Raw genomic sequence first — 19,114 nt, forward strand, 5'->3', positions numbered from 1 at the left:
TATCATACTCGAGACGGATATGTTCGCAAGATAGATTTGGGAGAAAACCGGATGAAACTCGATCTTCTGTGTGTCGGCCTGACGACGCTGGATGTTGTAGGGCGGCCAATCACGGAAATTCCGCCGGATGAAGAAGGGCGACTGATCGAGCAGATCGCTTGCGCACCGGCTGGAACAGCAGGCGGGGCGGCCTGTGTTGCGGCCCGGCTTGGCGTCCGCACGGGTGTCGCTGGGGCTATCGGAAGTGATCTCACAGGAAAGTTTGTCCGGTTTGCTTTTGACGACGGCGGTGTGGACACAAGCCTCCTGAACACACTGGAGGGGTATCCGACTTCTACCACAATTCTACCGATTGATCATGAAGGGCGCCGGCCGACCCTGCATGCGCCGGGGGCAGGCTCTGTGCCTCCCCTGACGGATGCCCTGATGAAGGCAGCCGCTTCGGTACGTTGTCTCCATTATGGAGGTATCGGCGCGCCGACATTTGATGGTGGGCCTGGGGAACAGCTTCTGAAAGCGGCGAAAGAAGGCGGTGCAGAGGTGTTCTGCGACCTCATCGCGCCGCGTCCCGATGCAAAGGACGAACTCGCCCGTCTCCTTCCTTATGTTGACTGGTTCCTGCCGAGCGCGGACGAAGCCCGCATGCTGACCGGGAAAGACGACCTGCGGGAAGCTGCCGATGCCTTTGTGGCTATGGGTGCAAAGAACTGCGTCATCAAGGACGGTGGCCGCGGCGCTGTCATGGCCGCTGGTCCGCTGCGTGGACGGTTGCCGGCCTTCAAGGTGGAGGTCGTCGATACAACGACCTGCGGAGATTCCTTCTGCGCCGGCTTCATTGCTGCACATTTACGGGGACTGAACGATGTCGACGCGCTGACATTCGCTGCCGCGACTGCCGCGATGGTGGCACAGGGGCTCGCGACTTATGGCAAGTTAGAAAGTTTCGAGCAGGTGGAGGGAGCCACAAAAACGCTGCCAGTCTTGGAGGTCACCGAGTAATGGACGAACAGGAAGCAAAACTGCGCGAACAGATCGTCGAGGTCATGGCGGCAATGGATGCCCGGGGACTGAACCGTGGCACGTCCGGCAATGTATCGGCACGACTGGGCGATGGCGCGCTTGTGACGCCGACGGGGGTGCCGCCATCCTCTCTGAAGCCCGAACATATTGTGCGACTGGCTGCCGATGGCAGCTATGATCCGGCGGGCATGAAGCCGTCCAGCGAGTGGCTGATGCATCTGAAGTTGCTGCAGCTTCGCCCGGACACCAATGCCGTGGTGCATTGCCACTCGCGCTATGCAACGACACTCGCCTGTGCCAATCGCCCCATACCAGCCCTCCATTATATGGTTGCAGTCAGCGGTGGCGCATCGATCCCTGTTGCGCCTTATGCGACGTTCGGCTCGGCGGAACTTGCGGAAACCGTCTGTGAGGCGCTGGCCGGTCAATATGCGACGCTGATGGCCAATCATGGCCAGATCGTTGCGGCGCCAAGCCTCAAGGCAGCTTTGCTCATCGCCGAAGAGGTCGAGGAGCAGGCGGCCATCTATTGGGGCACACTTGCGATCGGTGGCCCAAGCTTGCTGTCGGATGATGAAATGGTGCGCATTGCTGACCGGTTTCGATCCTATGGGCAGAAGAAGAAATGACCTTCGGGGCATGTCTTGAGCGTATCTTCACATATGGTAATGATCGCTACTATTGGTCCATAAGGAATGATCGGAACCTCATATGCTCGCATGTTATACAGACCGCCTGAGCCTTTGCCCCGGTGAAGCTTTTGCTCTCCATATCAGTGTGGAGCATGGGCCCTGCCGTCTGGAGATCGCTCGTGTCGGCATGGAGCGCGATGTTGTCCTGACGATGGAAGGTGTCGTGGCGGATCATCACCCGGTGCCGCCGCACGCAGATCGCGATGGCTGCGGCTGGCCAGTGGCACTGGAACTCACCGCCGGTGAGGATTGGCGGAGTGGCTATTATGATATTCTGCTGACCGAGGCATCGGGAGAAGAGACACACCATTTTGTCTGCATCAAACCGAAGGCCGGCACGACGGGGTCGAAGGCTGTCCTGGTGCTCGCGACGAATACTTACCATTCCTACAATTGGTGGGGCGGTGCGAACGCCTATTCCAATGTCACCGGACTGATGACCGGCAAGGTGCCATTCGACGAGGCGATGGATCAGGCAATCGGCGTCCTTTCCACCCAGCGGCCTTTTACGCAGATGATTATCGCCGCGCCGGAAGGCGCCCCGCGGTTGATCAATATGCGCAAGCGAGAGTTCAGGGAAAAACCGTGGGCGGCAAATCCGGAGTGGATGCGCAAGCATCATATTTCGCCCTATGACGGCTCGGCTGGCTTTCTTCATAAGTGGGAGCACGCCTTTGCGGCCTGGACCGAGTCCGAAGGCTACGTATTCGACTATGTGACCGATTACGATCTTGATACGGACCCGGATCTTCTTTCAGCTTATACATCCGCATTCTTTGTCGGCCATTCGGAATACTGGTCTGGCAACGAACGGGCGCAGGTCGAACGCTTCGTCGACAATGGCGGCTATGCGGCGATCCTTTCGGGCAACACCTGCTTCTGGAAGGTTCGTTGGGAGGATGATGGCAAGACCTATGTCTGCCACAAATGGAAAGGGTTCACATCGGAAGATGTCGGTGCGGAGAAGGCCACACATCTCTGGTCGCATCCGGCCTTCAAGGCGCCGGAAGCGGAACTGACAGGGCTTAGCTTCAATTTCGGCGGCTACCATCGTCTCGGCATGTGCGTGTCGCGTGGTTCATCGGGCTTTACGATCTACGATGACAAGCACTGGGCACTGGAAGGAACAGACCTGTTCTATGGTGACCAGCTTGGTGCCGATGTTCCGCTGATCGGGTACGAAAGTGATGGTTGCCTTTTTGAGTTCGGAGAGGATGGCCTGCCGAAAGCGCTGACCGTGGGAGGTGTTCCGGCCAATCTTGAAATTATCGGAATTGCGCCGGTGACGCTGGGTGAAGATCCGGAGAGCGGTTATGCACCCATGATCCCGCCGGAAAAACTGGATGTGATTGCCGAGGCCATCTATGGCGACGGTTCGGAAGCAATGCAAAAACGCCTTCTGCGCGGCCACGCAATGCTGGCAAGTTTCCAGCGCGGCAAGGGCGAAGTGTTCAATACCGGTACGACCGAGTGGGCGCACGGCCTGGCGGCGAAGGATCCGTTCATTGAAACCATTACCCGAAATGTCCTGAACCGGTTTGGGGTCACGAAGTCGAAATATGTGACTTCTTCGGTCGTCGGATAGACATACCTCTTCCTGGGAAACTCAAAGGCGCGGGAGGTTCTCCCGCGCCTTTTTTGTATTCTGGAGAGTCCGAAATGAAACTCAGGTCTTTTCGATGGCTCCGCCTCCCTTCACGAAGAAGAGAAGGACAAACCCCGCCGCGAACAGAATGGTTACAGGGACGAACCCGGCCTGCTGCGAATGGAAGATACTGGTGAATATCCCTACAAACATGGGCCCCAGCCAACTCGTGGAATTGCCGGCCAGCGCAGCAAGTCCGAAGAAAGCGCCCATCTGGGAAGCCGGCGCGAGCCGGGTTAGCAATGTGCGGCTGGAAGACCAGGCTGCGATCTGGAACACGAAGCCGAGGAAGCCGAAGAAGACAAAGACGAGTTCGGGCAGGGTGGTGAACATCGGTCCGTTCCAGACGGGCTGAGGATCTGCTATCGGCAGGAACAGAATTCGCGCGGGCGATGCGCCGATGATTCCGATCAGACCAATCACGGAACCGGCGATCTCGATCTGGAAAGCAATCTTCGGCCCGAATGTTTCGTCTAGCCAGCCAGCGAGAACACCGCCAATCAGGCCGGCAACACAGCCGAGAAGTCCATAAACCAGCATTTGCGTGCCATCCCATCCCATAACGCCCGCGGCATAGACGCCACAGAGAATAAGCAGCACGCCGCCGGCATCCTGCGCCAGCGTACGGGCGAGCAGGTAGATCATCGCGTCGGAATTCTGCTTCCAGTTCCGTATCAGCGAAAAGAGCGCGCCAACGCCCGCCTTCACTGAGGCACCGTCTGCCTTGCTGCCGGTATGGTCTGCATCTTTGCTGAAAAGGAACAGCGGAATGGCGCAGACGGCAAAGTTCAGTGCTACAAGGACCGGCACGATACGGTCGGGTTCGTAGGCCTCCTTGGACAGACCGAACATCGGCTTGTCGGGCAGCATCAGAGCCAGAAGGATAAACAGAAGGAGCGCAATCGACGTGACATTGCCGAGCGACAGGGCAAGTCCGGACGCCATAGGCCGCATTCGCGGAGCTGCTGCTGATGTCAGCATGGAAGAGAACAGGACCTCTCCGCACGAGAGCAGAACCGAGATTGCTCCAAAGATGCAGACAACGATCCAGGGCGGGAGGATTGTACCTCCGGGGGCAGCAAACCAGAGACTCATCATCAGCGGCAGGAGGATGATTGTGACGAGTGCTAGCCAGGGCTTCCGTGGACCGAGCGTGTCGACCGTTGCGCCGAGCACAGGGGCCACAAACGCGACGGTGAGGCCGGAAATCATGCCCATGTGGGCGATCATGGCCTGGCCTTTCACGCCGTCTCCAACAACCGTGGTTGCAAAATAAGGCGCGAAGAGGAAGCCGTTGACGAGCCCGATATAGGGATCTCGCCCCGCCTGGTAGGTTGCCCATGACCAGGCGGAACGGTCCAATTTCCGCGAACCGGAGATTGCGTCAGAGGTGTCCGTTACCTCCGGTCCGGCGGACATGATCGCCATGGCACTAGTACCGGTAGCGGAGGAACACACCCACGCTGCGCGGGCGCGAATAGGTCAGCAGGTCAACGCCGAGGCTGTCGATCGGGTTGGCCGAAGTGAGGTAAGCCTCATCCGTCAGGTTGCGGCCCCAGAGGCCCCCTTCGACATGGCCGCCCGGTGTCAGGATCGACAGTTCGGCACCGACGAGCCACAGCTCGGGATCGGACAGACGCTCCCGGTTGGTGCTGTCGAAGTAGACCTTCGATCGGTAAGATACATCAACGCTCGGTGTGATCTGGAAGCCGGAGTCGAGATCAATCGTGTAAGCGCCGCGGCCTGTCAGGCTGAACTCTGGAGCTTGCGGCATCTTGTTGCCGGAATAGTCGTCGCCCAGCGATTTGTAGTCGCCATATTCAGCATGCAGCCAGGCAAGTCCAAGCGACAGATCAAGATTGGCGATTGGACGGGCTACAAACTCTGCTTCCGCGCCGTACATCTCGGCGGAGGCTGCATTGTCCAGCACCTGAACGGTGAGGCCGCCACGTTCGACTGTCGAATAGGCCTGGATGTCCTGATAGTCATAGTAGAAGCCAGACAGGTTCATCCGAAGGCGGTTGCCGAGCAGATCGCTCTTTGAGCCGACTTCGAAAGCGTCGACCGTTTCGTTATTGTACGGCTCGATTTGCTCCGGGCTGTCCGCATTACCGCCGAAGAAACCGCCGGATTTATAGCCGCGACTATAGCTTGCGAACAGGTTCGTCGTATCGGTCAGGTCATATTTCAATCCGATTTTTCCTGACCAGTCGCTGAAGGTCTTGTCGGCCTGGTAGGTAAAGAGCGTGACCGCCTGTTCCGCAATGGTTGAGTAGTCCATCGACTTCTCGTCTGCAGACCAGCGAAGACCTGCCGTCAGGAAGAGCCGGGGTGCGATCTCATAGTCTGCCTGGCCAAAGACCGCATAGGAGTCTGTTTCCTGCGTATACGGATAGCCGAGAAAGATGACCGAGTTCTCCGGGCTGGCACCCGTCGGGTTGCTTGGCGAGACGAACAGAGGACGCAGGATGCGAAGGATGTCGTAGGCGCTATCGCTGGTCGTTTCGTCATTCATGTAATATGCGCCGACCACCCATTTCAGCTTTTCGCCGTCAGATGCCAGACGCAGTTCTTGAGAGAGCTGTTTCTGATTATTGAAATAGTAGGCTTCCAGCATCTGCAGTGGGCTGGAGTCGGTGTTTTCGTGCGCCCTGCGCTCGACGTCCTGATAAGCCGTAATGGAAGTAAGTGTCAGGTCGCCGATTTCGCGGTCAACGGTGAGGGCAGCGCTCCACAGGGAGATCTTGTCCTTGCCTTCGATATCGGCAGTCACTTTGTACGGATCGGGATTCGTGTCTGCAAAGCCGAGCGCGTCGGTGCAGAGACCGCTGCGATAGTAGGCCGGTGCGCAGACACCGTCAGCACCAGCGGCGGATGGATCGGCCGGAAACAGCTGGCGTGATTTCGGCTGTACTGCGCCGCCAAGGTTGGTGAAAGTGTTGAGCGTCAGCAGTACGTCAGTCTTGTCGTCCGGCGTATAGAGAAGTGAACCGCGCAGGGCATAGTGCTCTGCATTGTTTACCTTGTTCCCTGTGACAGTATTGGTGGAATACCCTTCGTCCTCGGAATACTGGCCGGCAAGGCGGAATGCGAGCTTGTCGCTGACAACCGGGCCGCCGAAGCCGAACGTTGCGTCCAGCGCGTCAAAACTGCCGTATTCGATCGATGCATAGCCTTCCGGCGAGAAGGTTGGACGCTTGGCGATCACGTTGATGGCGCCACCCGTTGTATTACGGCCGTAGAGGGTTCCCTGTGGTCCGCGAAGAACCTCAACACGATCAAGGTCATAGAAGGCTGAGTATTGGGCAAGCGGTGAACCGATATAGACACCATCCGCATAGAGGCCGACGCCGCTGGAAGAGGTCGGGTTAAAGTCATTCAGGCCAGCGCCGCGGATGAAAATCTTCGGATTCGCGGCCGCGTCAGCCGCAGCAATGCGCAGGCCGGGGACGAGATTGTCGAGCGAGGTGACGTTCTCGACACGCTGCTTTTCGAGGGTCGAGGCAGAGAGGGCCGTGATGGCGATCGGCACGTCCTGCACGTTTTCAGTGCGTTTCTGCGCTGTCACGACTATGCTTTCGAGGCGCGCTGTTTCGTCTTCCTGTGGTTCCGAAGCTGTTTGCGCGGCGGCCGTACCGCTCCACAGGAGCGCTGCAGCGCCCGTACCGATCAAGAGGTTTCTCATGACAGTGTCCTTTCCTTCCATCCCTATCGGAACGAATGGATAGCGATCACTAGCGATTTTACAATAGTTTTAATTACCGTTTTGTGATGTTTCTTTGAGATGAGTGATTTATGAGCAATGGACGCATGGAGATAGACAAATAATGAGCCCTCAAAAAAGACCGCCTTCCCGCAAGACGGTCGAAAAGCGAAAGCAGGTCTCCACGACGGCCAAACAGCAACCGCAACAGACGCGGTCTCAGGATACATATGAACTGATCCTGGAAACGACAGGCAACCTGTTGGACGAAGTCGGCCTGGAACGCCTGTCGACCAATCTTGTCTGCCGCCGTGCCGGGCTGACGCCGCCGGCGCTCTACCGTTATTTCCCGAATAAGTATGCCATCTTGCGCGAACTGGGCGACCGGCTGATGGCGTTGCAGGACGAAGCCGTGCTTTCCTGGATTGATGAAGGAGGACTTGAAACCGAAGATTTCGATGCTGCGGTTGCGAGCAATGTCCGCCTGCAAGAGCGCGTGAATGAAATTACTCGGCAGTTCCCCGGCAATATCTTCGTTCTGCGTGCTTTGCGGGCGATCCCACTTCTGCGTGAGGTGCGCATCGCTTCCAGGGATATGGTCGCCGAACGGATGGCGGATGCCATGGTTGCGGCCGGGCACACGGCATCTCGTGAGCGATTGTTGGAAGCCGCTTGTCTGACGACAGAACTGACCTATAGCGGAATGGAAATGATCCTTGAGGAACCGTCGCGTGACGGGCGTCAAATCTGTGTCGATCTCGCCAGAATGATGGTGACATACTACTCTCAGCTTGACTCCTGAGGGTCAGTGGTGGGCCGGAGAGAGAAATCTCAGCTTGTCTTCAGCCCCACTCACTGCGTGCATAGAAGCGACAGCTCATCGGTGAGTTCCGGACGAAGCAGGAAGAACGTTCGAGATAACCGGTTTGTCAACTCGCACCTGCGGCGACCGTCATTCAGAACCGGATCGGTTGCAAGTTGAGCGATAAGTGTTCTGGTGGTTTCAGTTTCGATCTCAGCGCGGCTTCCACCATCCTCCGGCGTGTCGAACATCATGGTCTGCGTCGGTGCGTCTGTTGTGACTTCGGGCCAGTGCGGACACGGCTCACCCGCAACCGAACCCGGATCTTGGCCGTGGGCGAATTGCGCCCAGCAGGACATCATGGTCTGAGAAAGTGCTTGTCGGCCGGGTGCGTTCGTTTTCGTGAACAGACGCTTGTCGAGCTTGCCCATAAAGTTCTCGAAATTTCCAAACACGAATGGAATTTCCAGGCTGTGAGCCGCGCCAATCATCTCGCTCAGGTCGCTGGGACCGACACGGGCTTCCTCATCCCAATCAAACCGGTACGTCCGTACAGGGCCGGTGTCTGCATCGAGGAGCTGGCCCGCAAATTCCGACACGCCGAGCGTTCGCCACAGGCCCGTCATGTAATGGGACACGGCTGAATAATGGTCACTATCCCGGGGGGTGGGAAAGACGAAGAAGGTCTTTTTGATCATCTGCGGATCAAATGCGAGGAGGTATTTCGCTTCATCTCTGTTGGAGCCGATTATCACCGGCAGGTTCGCGCCAGACTGGTGGCTTGCAATGGCATCAGCGAGAGGCTCATCAGGCAGCGTTACACCATCGCGGATCACGACCGGTGTGCGGCCAGTGCGGTAGGCATCAAAAATGCGTTCCAGCGCAGCCTGGCGAAGCGCGACTGAGTCAGGCTCGCTCAGACCGGAAAAAGCTTGCGCGGCAGGTACTGCGCCGGTGATCGAAGCCGCCATTCCGTCTGAAGACAGTTCAAGTGGAACACTCATCGGCAAACCACTTTGTGCGATGGCTGCACGATAAAGCCCGTCGGCTTCCGGCATAGCCAGCAGGGCAAGCACATTATTCGCGCCAGCGCTTTCCCCGAACAGGGTGACGGCGTCAGGATCCCCGCCGAAATTTCTGATGTTCTGTCGTGTCCATTTCAGTGCCTGCACCAGATCCAGCAGCGCAAAATTGGCAATGCCATCTTCCAGGGCTGGGTGGGCAAACCAACCCAGTGGTCCCAGGCGATATTGGACAACTACGACGATGACATTTTCGGATTGTGCGAGAGCAGAGCCGTCATATTGGGCTGCCCGTCCCCAGACGTTCGATCCTCCATGGATCCAGAACATCACGGGCAGGTTGCTTCGGCTTGTCGCGTCTGAAGGGGCGTAGATATCAAGATAAAGACAGTCTTCATTCCCTCGCAGCTCGCCCTTGGGGATTCCAAACAGGCCGTCCAGACCATTGGTGAGCTGAGGGCACCAGTTCGCATGCTGCAAGGCAGTGCGCGTGCTGTCCTGATAGGGAAGCGGCTCCGTCGCGCGCCACCTCAGGTCGCCGATGGGGGGCTTTGCATAAGGAATGCCGAGCCAGGTACGTGCCTTGTTCTCAGAGATACCGCCGACATATGCGCCTGCATCTGTCCTGACCAGTGTGTCGTCCTGTTTTGAAAGTGGCAGGTCGGCCAAAGGCGGCGCCTTGGCGCAAGCCGCCATGAGCAGGCAGAGAAGCAGGACAAACAGTCTAGATGCCAAGGTCTATTTCCTTTTCAAAATCCAGGATCGTTTCAAGAGAAGCTGTATCGCGGGCCGAGCAGGCGACCTTGATTTTGTGATGTCCTGATTCAATTCGCCATGTTCGCGCGTCGGGATCGAACCACGCAAGGTCTCTCGGGGCCACCGTGAATGTCGTTTCGGCTTTTTCACCAGGGGCAAGCCTTAAACGACTAAATCCGCGGAGACTTTGCCGCGGCCTGACAGCGCTTTGTCCGGGCCAGCATATATAGAGTTGCGGGGTGTCGATGGCTGTCCAGCTGCCGGTGTTCTCTACCGTGGCGTTGACCTCAAGCCCGCCGTCGTCCCGGCGTATCGCGCGAATGTTCGAATATCTGAATTCGCTGTATGTCAGGCCGTGGCCGAAGGGAAACCGGGGTTCATGTTCGTCCCGATCGAACAGGGAGTATCCGTGCCAGTATCCGTATTCGATGTTGTGCGTGCTGATGTCGAAGGGCGGGTAGTGATCGGCGTCCTGCGCCACAGTGAAAGGCAGGCGGCCGGAAGGACTGACATCGCCGAACAGAAGGCGAGGCAGGGCCGCGCCTCCTTCCATACCCGCATAAAATGTTTGCATAGCAGCCGGCACTATATCGATCCATTCTTCAACCATGACAGCAGAGCCGGCAACGAGGATCACGATGGTTCTGGGGTTTGTCGAAGCAACCCGGCGGATAAGTTCAATCTGGTCGTCCGGCAAGGAGAGGCTCCTGCGGTCTCCTCCAATCGGATTCCTCTGGCCACGTTTTCTGGCACCGTCCAGGATGGAGGAGAGGTTCTCCGGAAGTTCCTCCTGACCAAGATTAATGTCACTTGGAATGTATTCGCCTTCCTCAACAGCCGTGTACCCGGCTATGACAATTGCAGCATCGAATTCCGCAGCGGCTTCTCCGGCGGCGCGCGCATCAAGCTCATCGCCTGCGTAGGTAACGTTTTCGGAGCCTAGATAAGCCTCAAGGCCTTCGAGTGGCGTGATGACATGCGGTGGACTGACCCTTGAAGAACCGCGGTCGCCTGTATTTTCCAGCGCCGCCAATCTGCCAAAGACGCCAACACGGTGCACTTTGTCCTTGTTGAAGGGCAGAACATCACGGTTCCACAATAGTGCGGCGGACTGTTCAGCAACGGTACGGGCGAGGATTGCATGATCGGAGCAGGCAACCAGATCTGCCGGATAACTCTTGTGCGGGTCGTCCGTCATATGGATTTTCTTCAGAATACCGAGAATACGGCAGACAGAGGTATCGACCACTTCTTCAGGGATCTCACCATTGCGAACTGCGTTCAGAAGATTCTCGCCGAACCATGCCGGCTCCGGATTTTCGATGTCCAGTCCTGCTTCCGCACCGTGGGGACTGTAGACACCGAGCACCCAATCGGAGTGTACGAATCCCTCAAAGTTCCACTCGTTACGAAGAATATCCGTCAGGAGGTATCTGTTCTGTCCGCAATAGGTACCGTTGACCTTGTTGTAGGAGCTCATAACGGAAAGGCAGCCGGATTCGATCACCTTTCGGAAATGCGGAAGATAGATTTCCCGGAGCGTGCGCTCGTCTGTTCTTACATCCAGGTTAAAGCGGGTGTTTTCTATACTGTTCAGAGCGAAATGCTTCACCGTTGAAATGACGTTGTGGTGTTGCGTACCCTGCGAAAGAGCGCTGCCCATTTCTCCGAGGTGGTAGGAGTCTTCTCCATAGGTTTCCTGCGCACGTCCCCAGCCTGGATGACGCAGCAGGTTTACACAGACCTGTCCGAGAAGGTTGACGCCTTGGGCGCGCGCTTCCAGCGCCATCGCTTCACCGACACGCCATTCTAGATCCCGGTCAAAGGTTGCCCCGCGTGCCATGGAGCAAGGAAAGCAGGTCGAATGTCCAACGATAACACCTCTCGGCCCGTCGCTGAATTTCAATCCTTCAATGCCAAGACGCTCATTTGCGCCACCGGCGGGATACGGCTTGGCGCCCCATTGTTTGGATTCTGCGTGTATACTGTAGAATCCGCTGCCAGACATCATGGAGACTTTTTCTTCGAGGCTTAACTCCGCTACGATTTCTTCAATGGTCATCGAGTGGAAGATGTCGCCGTGACAGCTCGTATTGTCTGGCATCCGGGTGCTTTCTTATCAGAGAGAAATACGGGGCCGGAGTGACCCGGCCCCGGTGAGAGTTCGGAGGTGTCAGAAGGAAGCTGTCAGACGGGCCCCGAAGTAGCGCTCGGAGTCGCGCGGCAGATACTGGCTGATCACGCCTGGATAGAGTGGGTCCGCAAAGATGTTGGACGCATATGTTTCATCCAGCAGGTTCCGGACATAGATCGAGGCAGTCCAGCTTCCATCGTCGTCTTCGATCCCTGCACTCAGATGCAGCAGGCCGTAGCCATCCTGCGTCGTGTTCGGGTTCTGATCGATCTGGAACTGGACATCGCTCTGCCAGCTGCCATCGAGCTGGAAGAATCCATCGAAGGGCAGGGTTGCCAGCGGAATGTCCTGCCGAAGGCTGGCCGTAAAGCGCCAGTCTGGCGAGTTCGGAAGGTCTTCACCTGAAAGGTCTTGTGCACCGTTGATGCAGCCTTCAGCCACCGTCTGCCCCCGGTAGCATTGTGCAAAAGGGAAGCTGTCGACCTTGGCATCCGTATATGCGATCCCGCCCTGCAGCAGAGTCGTATCCGTCAGCAGTGCGGTCGCGTCCAGTTCGATCCCTTTGGTGCTGACCTTGCCAGCATTGGCCACAACGACCGTAGACGCGGCAACATCGCGTTCCTGAGCCTGAAAGTCTTCATAATCTGTCCAGAAAGCGGCAGCATTGAACTGCAGACGGCCATTTGCGGTTTGCACTTTCAGGCCGGCCTCATAGCTGTCGGATTGCTCTGCATCCACATATTGCGTGTTCTGTGGCGCGGTGAAGATCACGTCAAAGGCCCGGCCCTTATATCCGCGCGCATAACGAACATAGGTCATGACATCTTCGTTCCATTGCTGGCGGAGGCCGATGTCCCCGACGAGAGCCGTATCGGATGTATCGCCATCAATGTCCGCCGGTGTGCCGGCAGAGCCACCCAGCGGGAAGTCACCCGGTTGGAGGACATTCGTCGGATCGCGGTAGACTTTGTAGTCCAGTGTTTCGTTGATCAGGCGCAAGCCGCCGAAGAGCGTCGTGCCCTGACCGAAGTGATAGTTTCCGCTGGCGAAGGCCGCATAGTTCTTGTTACCGACCGAGCCGTTGAACTGGCCGCTCTGGCCTACCACGCCTAAGGCGGTTCTGGCTTCGATACGGCGCCGGAAAGACCGGTCGAGATTCAGCTGGAACAAGTAGGCACCAATCACATAGTCGAAATTATCCCATTGGGGAGAGGCGAGGCGGAATTCCTGCGAGATTTGGGACAGGCTGGTCTGACCACTGTTCAGATCGAAAGTGATGACGCCCGGGATCGGATCTTCGAAATCCAATGCATCCACATCGATGTTATTTTCGAAATCCCACTCCCTATACGCTGTGATCGAGGTGAAAGTGTAGCCATTGCCAAACCGGTATTCTGCTTTGCCGGACAAGCCCCATTGTTCGGAATTGTTGTAGACCGGGGCGTTCAGTTTGGTCTGGCGATTCTCCGGGCTTGCAACGACCGGGTCGAGCAGTGCGTCGAGAGTGGCGCCGACAACCGGGTTCAGGGCCGTTGAAGTATCGCGGATCTGATAGGCGCAGCAATCTTGCTGCGTGTCGCGGTAATCCGCAATGAAGGTGAGATCTAGTGCGTCACTGGGTTGTACCAGAATTTTTCCGCGTACGCCCCAATTGTCATAGCCGTTCAGGTTCCGCCCGTCGGAGACGTTCTTGATGTGACCCTTCTGGGACTTTGTGAAAGCGGTCAGCCGGCCGAGGACCGTCTCAGAAATCGGGCTTGCGACAGTACCGCGGAGCGCATATTCCTCGTTTTCGGCGATCAGAGCGTCGAATTTGCCGCTCAGGGTTCGTGTCGGGGCCTGGGTGGTGACCGAGATGACACCGGCCGAGGCGTTCTTCCCGAACAGGGTGCTCTGCGGCCCGCGCAGGACTTCGACCCGTTCGACATCGACCAGGTCCTGGAAGCCCTGGCCCTGACGCGCCAGCACGACATCATCTACCACAAAGGAAACGCTCGGCTCGACGCCGGAAGAGAAGACTTCAGTTCCGACACCGCGGATACGTACCGAACTATTCAGTTCGTTTGAGCTCTGCGTGAATGTCAGGGACGGGACGAGAGTGGCAAGGCCCTCAATTGAAGAAACCCCCGAATTTTCCAGATCAGCGCCAGAACGGGCGGAAACTGCGACGGGGACGTCCTGAAGGGTTTCGGGGCGTTTGGTCGCCGTAACCATCACTGTGTCGAGCTTGCGCTCTGTTTCTCCGCTTTCGTCCTGGGCGTAGGCGGGGGCGGCAAGGCAAGTGCCAAGTGCGATGCAAGAGGCCGTGATGGCCAGTCGATAATGAAGCATGAATATCCTCCCGGGCAAACTGGCTTCATCCAGTTTTTCATCCAAGTGGATGGATTTCATGCGGGCGCAGATTTGTCAACGCCCCGGTCCCGCACTTTTTACTTATTCAGCCAGTCCGGTGTTACAGGCCAATCGGCGCGCTTTCGCGAAGGATCCCGCAGAAGGAAGGCAAAGACCGAGTCGATGTGGGCCTCGATCGCTGGGGCGGAAAGCATATCGACGCCATAGAGTTCGCGGGCTTCAGCCGCGAGAACGAAAGGCATCTGGCAGATTGAGGTGATCATGAAGATCAGGGAAGGGTGCCAGGCGAACGGCAGGCGGCCCTCTTCCATGTGTTTGCGTGTGGGGCCAGCATATGCGGCATGGCCGGGCTGAATAAAGTTCTCCACCATCCAGTGCAGCCGCTCGCCGCCACGCACAGATTCGGAGATCATTATACGGGCGTGTTCCGGGTGCTTTGCGCAATAGTATATATAGCGCCGGAGAAACTCCCGGTATCCGTCGATCGTGTCCATTTCGGGCGGTGCGCCATTCTGGAAGCCGAGTTCGGCCCGCAAACGCTCGAACATGTCAGCAACCGCTTCCCGCCAGAGATTGTCTTTGGTTCCGAAGTGATAGCGGATCATCGCATGCGAGGCTTCCGCATCGTTTGCAATGTCGCGCGTGTTGGCGGCGTCGAAGCCTCTTTCTGCGAAATGATACCGGGCGACTTCAAGGATCCGCGCCTTTGTCGCTTCTGCTCTTGCCTGTACGGGTTTGCGGGCCTTCTTGTCAGGCATCCGGTTTTCTCCAATTTACCAATGGGCGAGAAGGCAGACACTTAGCCCGAAACTCAGAATTCTGCATATCTGAACACAAAAATCTTCCAATTGGATGAACAATTGCGCTAGAGCGGTGCGATAAGAAAGTGGGAAGGCAACGCAGATGGGCGATACGTTCAAGGCAGGAAGTCTGCGGATAGGGGCCATCATCGGCTATGGTGCCGGGGACTTCGGGCTGAATCTGTTCTACACGGGCCTGAACCTTTATCTGCTCTACTACTACACCGATGTTGTTGGCCTGGCGCCGGGGATTGCGGGTTCGCTTTTCATGGTTGCGCTTTTGTGGGACGCGGTGACAGATCCGGTCATGGGGGCGATTGCATCGCGCACGCGGACCCGTTTTGGCTGCTACCGGCCCTATATTCTGTTCGGCGGCCCGCTGTTGGGGGCGAGTTTCGTGCTGCTGTTCGCAGCGCCGGTTTTCTGGCCGGGGACGCCGGTCCTGGCCTGCCTTCTGACGCATCTCCTCTTCCGGACCGTCTACACGGTTTTCGCCGTGCCCTATGCTTCTCTCAGTGCCGCTATGACGACGCACAGTGAGACGCGAACGTCTCTCTCGGGAGCGCGGATGCAGTTTGCAACCTTGGGCGCCATCGCGACTGCTTTCCTTACCCCATGGCTTGCGGGACAACTTGGTGGTGGCGACCTCGTACGAGGCTACATGATGACGGCGCTCGTCTATGCAGTTTTTGCGGAGATCGTTTTCATCTTCACTTTCCTGTCCGTTAGCGAGCAGATCAATACAGACCGGATCAATCTGGACCTGACGTCGACCCTCAAGGCCATAAAAGGAAATTCTGCCTTTTGGGTGCTGTTTGCCAGCGTGGTCGTCAATGTTCTCGCCTCAACCGTTTTTACGAAATCGATCGTCTACTACACGCGCTATGTGATCGGCGAGGCCGGTATGGTGCGGGAGGTCCTGACACTCTACACCATAGCCGCAGCTGCGGCTGTGCTTGGCTGGACGTTCCTGGCCCGGCGTACATCCAAGCCACTGGTTTTGACTCTGGGGCTTGGCATCAATGCGATTGCCTTCCTGTCTCTGTACATAATTGTGCCGGAAGCCAAACCTCTCTTCTGCGCGTTCGTTGTCATGGCTGGGGTCGGTACTGCCGCCACGATTGTAGCCTTCTGGGCGATGCTTCCGGATACGGTTGAATATGGGCAGTGGAAGACAGGCGTGCGGGATGAGAGCATCTTCTTCGGACTCTTCCAGTTTTCGCAGAAGGCTGCATCCGGGCTGGGGGTTGGCGCAGTTGGACTTTTCCTCCAGGCCATTGGCTATGTCGCAAATGCAGAGCAGACGCCGCAGACCCTGGAAGGGTTGAGAACACTCAGTTTCGGCCTGCCAGTGATTGGAATGGTCGCCGCGGCGCTTATTGTGCAGTTCTATCCCATGAAGGGTGCCCAACATGGTCAAATTGTCGAGTCGCTGAGACAGGGGGAAGCATAGGCGTGTTTATTCGTTTGCTGATATTATTCACTCTGGTGTGCATCGCTGCATGCCAGCAGGCGACACCTCCCGTCCGGGCAGAGCCGGAGCGTCCGAATATCCTGCTAGTTGTTTTTGAGGACATGAGTCTGAAGGTCGGTGCGTTCGGTGATCCGATTGCAACGACGCCAGTGCTTGATGCGCTGGCTGAAGAAAGCGTCCGCTTTCCAAATACATTCACGACTGCAGGGGTCTGCGCGCCTTCCAGAGCGTCCCTGATTACAGGCGTGCATCAGCAGACGCTTGGTGCGCAGCATATGCGAACCCACGCATTTGGAACCGAGCGCGCACCATCCGGTTTTGAAATCGGGTACAGCGCGGTGCCGCCACCAGATGTGAAGGCGTTTCCGGAACTGCTGCGCCAGTCGGGCTATTATACCTTCGTGGGCTATGGCGGCTGGGTGATCTCCAACAAGAAGGACTACCAGTTCGGCACGCCCTTCACGATCTGGGATGAGGACAGTGAGACGGCCAGCTGGCAGGGGCGGGCCCCCGGGCAACCCTTCTTCGGCATGGTCACGCTCGCGACAACACATGAGTCCTTTCTTTTTCCGGAAACGCCGATTCATGACACAGAGCTTGCCCGCACAGTGGCTGCCAGAAACGCACGACTATTGGCGGGAAAGAAGCACGTTACGGACCCGGAAACGGTCATCGTGCCGCCTTGGCTGCCAGACGTACCGGAAGTCCGGGCAGAGATTGCAACACAGTACGATAATATTGCGTTCACGGAGAAAAAGCTCGCCCTGCTCCTTGCGGATATTGAGCGTGACGGGTTGGCGGACAACACGGTTGTGATCGTCACGACCGACCATGGTGATGGCTTTCCAAGGGCGAAGCGGTCGATATACGATTCCGGTATTCGTGTGCCGATGATGATCCGCTTCCCGGATCGTCACGATGCGGGGCACGAACGAAGCGATCTGGTCAGTTTCGTGGACCTGGCGCCGACAATCCTGTCAGCGGCAGGCGCACCAACACCTGGCTGGTTGCAAGGACGCGATTTCCTGGGATCCGGACTGAACGCGCACAATCGCTATGTCTTTGCAGCCAGCGATCGCATGGACGCCTGGATGGACCGTAGCAAGGCAGTCCGGGACAGCCGTTACAAGCTGATCCGAAATTATCAGCCTGACGTGCCGCTCCTACAGCCAGTCGCCTTCCGGGAGAACCTTAGATCGATGCATGCTCTGGAGCACTTGCGAGATGCGGACGGTCTTACAGAAATACAGCAAACCTATTTCGATACGCCGCGTGCCCCAACTGAACTCTACGATCTGAGGAATGATCCGGAAGAAACTGTCAATCTGGCGGACAACGCTGCCTATGCAGATGTGAAAACCCGTCTTGCCTCTGCCATGGATAGCTGGCTCGCGCGCACGCCGGACATGTCCGCTATGCCTGAAGCTGAAATGGTTGAGCAAATGTGGCCGGGTGGCGAGCAGCCGGTGACTGCGGTTCCAGATATTTTTTTTGAAGCACCATCCGATTCGTCAGTCGGTTTGAAGTTGATCGGGAATACCCCAGGGGCTTCCCTTGCCTGGCGGTATACGGAAGATGCTGCAGTCAGATGGAGAATCTACACCGAAGGCATCCGCGTTCCGGAGACGGCCTGCGTCGAGGCCCGCGCTATCCGCTATGGCTACAAAGAAAGCGACATCGCCATGAGGTGTGCCGGGGAAAGCGCTAGTTCGAACAAAACGGAAGATATTGGAAATTAAGATGAAGGCATGGACGCACATACTTATGATCGCTGCTGTTGTGGCGGTTTCTTCCGCATGCCACGCTGCATCGCAGGAAGTGCCTGAAACGCCAGCTGGCCGGGAACTGCCGTCGCCGCCCGTGCCCGCTCAGGCACCGGACACAGCAAGCCTCCCCTTGCTGCAGAATGTCGAAGACAAGGCGCAATGGGAAGACTTCCTTGACCAGTTGACTGTGAGAAACACAACGCGGCCAGAGCTCTATCCGGTCCTGCCGGAACCGGAGAAGGCCAACGGCAAGGCAGTGATCGTGGTGCCTGGCGGCGGGTACTATTTCGTTGCCGTGGAGAATGAAGGATTCCCTGTGGCTCAGCGTTTGGCTGACGAGGGCTATGCCGCGTTTGTCCTCAATTATCGAACCCGCTCGACCCCTGCAGATCCTGAAGAGTTCCTGACCCTCATGGCGCAGCAATTTGCCGGTATGGGCAAGCGCGAGCTGCCTGCCTATCCGCCTGCCATAGAAGACCTGCAACGCGCCATGACATTCGTCTCGCGTCATTGCCCGGACTATGGCTGCACGACCGGCGAGGTGAACCTGATCGGTTTTTCTGCTGGCGGACTTTCTGTCATCAAGGCGCTGGAAGCACCGCCAGCTGATCTCGAGATCAGCTCGGCGGCGCTGCTCTATCCACCAATGATGCGGCCGATCCATGCTGCTGTCACACCACCGCTTTTTGTCGCCATCGCGTCGAACGATCCGCTGTTTCAACAAGGTGGCTTTACCCTGCCCGAAAACTGGTATGGCCAAACGGGACGTCTGGAATTCCATCTTTATCAAGGCGGTGGTCACGGCTTCGGCACGTTGCGAAAGGGAAGCACTGCGGAAGACTGGCTCGATCAATATGTGTCATGGTTGTCCAGGAGGTGATGTCTCCCCTGACGGCTAGGTCCACGTAACCATCACTATCATTTGCGAGACGAAAGAATCGTCCAGCC

At 57.3% G+C, this 19,114-nt stretch carries 13 protein-coding genes; 7 read left to right on the forward strand and 6 right to left on the reverse strand.

Annotated features, from left to right (window positions below):
- The first annotated feature begins 51 nt into the window (after nucleotides 1-51).
- From HJA_RS06205 to HJA_RS06215, 3 genes are all read left to right on the forward strand, one after another.
- Nucleotides 52-999 (forward strand): carbohydrate kinase family protein, encoded by a 948-nt coding sequence (locus HJA_RS06205; RefSeq protein WP_035579517.1) that lies wholly within the window; start codon nucleotides 52-54, stop codon nucleotides 997-999.
- The gene (locus tag HJA_RS06210) at nucleotides 999-1,649 is read left to right on the forward strand and encodes a class II aldolase/adducin family protein (RefSeq protein WP_035579519.1); all 651 of its coding nucleotides are present in this window, start codon (nucleotides 999-1,001) and stop codon (nucleotides 1,647-1,649) included. Before HJA_RS06205 ends, HJA_RS06210 begins: the two co-directional genes overlap by 1 nt.
- A gap of 190 nt (nucleotides 1,650-1,839) precedes the next feature.
- Complete coding sequence (locus tag HJA_RS06215) at nucleotides 1,840-3,297, forward strand: N,N-dimethylformamidase beta subunit family domain-containing protein (protein ID WP_241764305.1); 1,458 nt, start codon at nucleotides 1,840-1,842, stop codon at nucleotides 3,295-3,297.
- A gap of 81 nt (nucleotides 3,298-3,378) precedes the next feature.
- On the opposite strand, the gene HJA_RS06220 is transcribed toward HJA_RS06215, so the two are convergent.
- Nucleotides 3,379-4,785, reverse strand: a complete 1,407-nt coding sequence (locus HJA_RS06220; RefSeq protein WP_035579523.1) for an MFS transporter — start codon at nucleotides 4,783-4,785, stop codon at nucleotides 3,379-3,381.
- Between the two features lie 4 nt (nucleotides 4,786-4,789).
- Nucleotides 4,790-7,042: a TonB-dependent receptor gene (locus HJA_RS06225; RefSeq protein ID WP_035579524.1), complete on the reverse strand. Its 2,253-nt coding sequence runs from the start codon at nucleotides 7,040-7,042 to the stop codon at nucleotides 4,790-4,792.
- Between the two features lie 103 nt (nucleotides 7,043-7,145).
- On the opposite strand from HJA_RS06225, the gene HJA_RS06230 reads away from it, so the two are divergent.
- Nucleotides 7,146-7,862, forward strand: a complete 717-nt coding sequence (locus HJA_RS06230; RefSeq protein ID WP_206741684.1) for a TetR/AcrR family transcriptional regulator — start codon at nucleotides 7,146-7,148, stop codon at nucleotides 7,860-7,862.
- A 50-nt stretch (nucleotides 7,863-7,912) separates the two neighbouring features.
- Here HJA_RS06230 and HJA_RS06235 read toward each other — a convergent pair whose 3' ends face one another.
- From HJA_RS06235 to HJA_RS06250, 4 genes are all read right to left on the reverse strand, one after another.
- Complete coding sequence (locus HJA_RS06235) at nucleotides 7,913-9,619, reverse strand: carboxylesterase/lipase family protein (protein WP_035579527.1); 1,707 nt, start codon at nucleotides 9,617-9,619, stop codon at nucleotides 7,913-7,915.
- Complete coding sequence (locus HJA_RS06240; protein WP_051597428.1) at nucleotides 9,609-11,744, reverse strand: beta-glucosidase family protein; 2,136 nt, start codon at nucleotides 11,742-11,744, stop codon at nucleotides 9,609-9,611. Before HJA_RS06240 ends, HJA_RS06235 begins: the two co-directional genes overlap by 11 nt.
- 69 nt (nucleotides 11,745-11,813) lie before the next feature.
- Entirely contained in the window at nucleotides 11,814-14,105 is a 2,292-nt protein-coding gene (locus HJA_RS06245) for a TonB-dependent receptor (protein ID WP_035579529.1), read from the reverse strand.
- A gap of 98 nt (nucleotides 14,106-14,203) precedes the next feature.
- Entirely contained in the window at nucleotides 14,204-14,884 is a 681-nt protein-coding gene (locus HJA_RS06250; protein ID WP_051597429.1) for a TetR/AcrR family transcriptional regulator, read from the reverse strand.
- Between the two features lie 145 nt (nucleotides 14,885-15,029).
- Here HJA_RS06250 and HJA_RS06255 point away from each other — a divergent pair, with 145 nt between their 5' ends.
- Genes HJA_RS06255 through HJA_RS06265 form a run of 3 tightly spaced genes read left to right on the forward strand, consistent with a single transcriptional unit; the run spans nucleotide 15,030 to nucleotide 19,046 of the window.
- Nucleotides 15,030-16,379, forward strand: a complete 1,350-nt coding sequence (locus HJA_RS06255; RefSeq protein WP_035579532.1) for an MFS transporter — start codon at nucleotides 15,030-15,032, stop codon at nucleotides 16,377-16,379.
- Between the two features lie 35 nt (nucleotides 16,380-16,414).
- Complete coding sequence (locus tag HJA_RS06260; RefSeq protein WP_277813099.1) at nucleotides 16,415-18,139, forward strand: sulfatase family protein; 1,725 nt, start codon at nucleotides 16,415-16,417, stop codon at nucleotides 18,137-18,139.
- A 1-nt stretch (nucleotide 18,140) separates the two neighbouring features.
- Nucleotides 18,141-19,046 (forward strand): alpha/beta hydrolase, encoded by a 906-nt coding sequence (locus tag HJA_RS06265; RefSeq protein ID WP_035579534.1) that lies wholly within the window; start codon nucleotides 18,141-18,143, stop codon nucleotides 19,044-19,046.
- The last annotated feature ends 68 nt before the right edge of the window (nucleotides 19,047-19,114 follow it).

The organism is Hyphomonas jannaschiana VP2 (assembly GCF_000685215.1).
In the GTDB taxonomy this organism is placed as follows: Bacteria; Pseudomonadota; Alphaproteobacteria; order Caulobacterales; family Hyphomonadaceae; genus Hyphomonas; species Hyphomonas jannaschiana.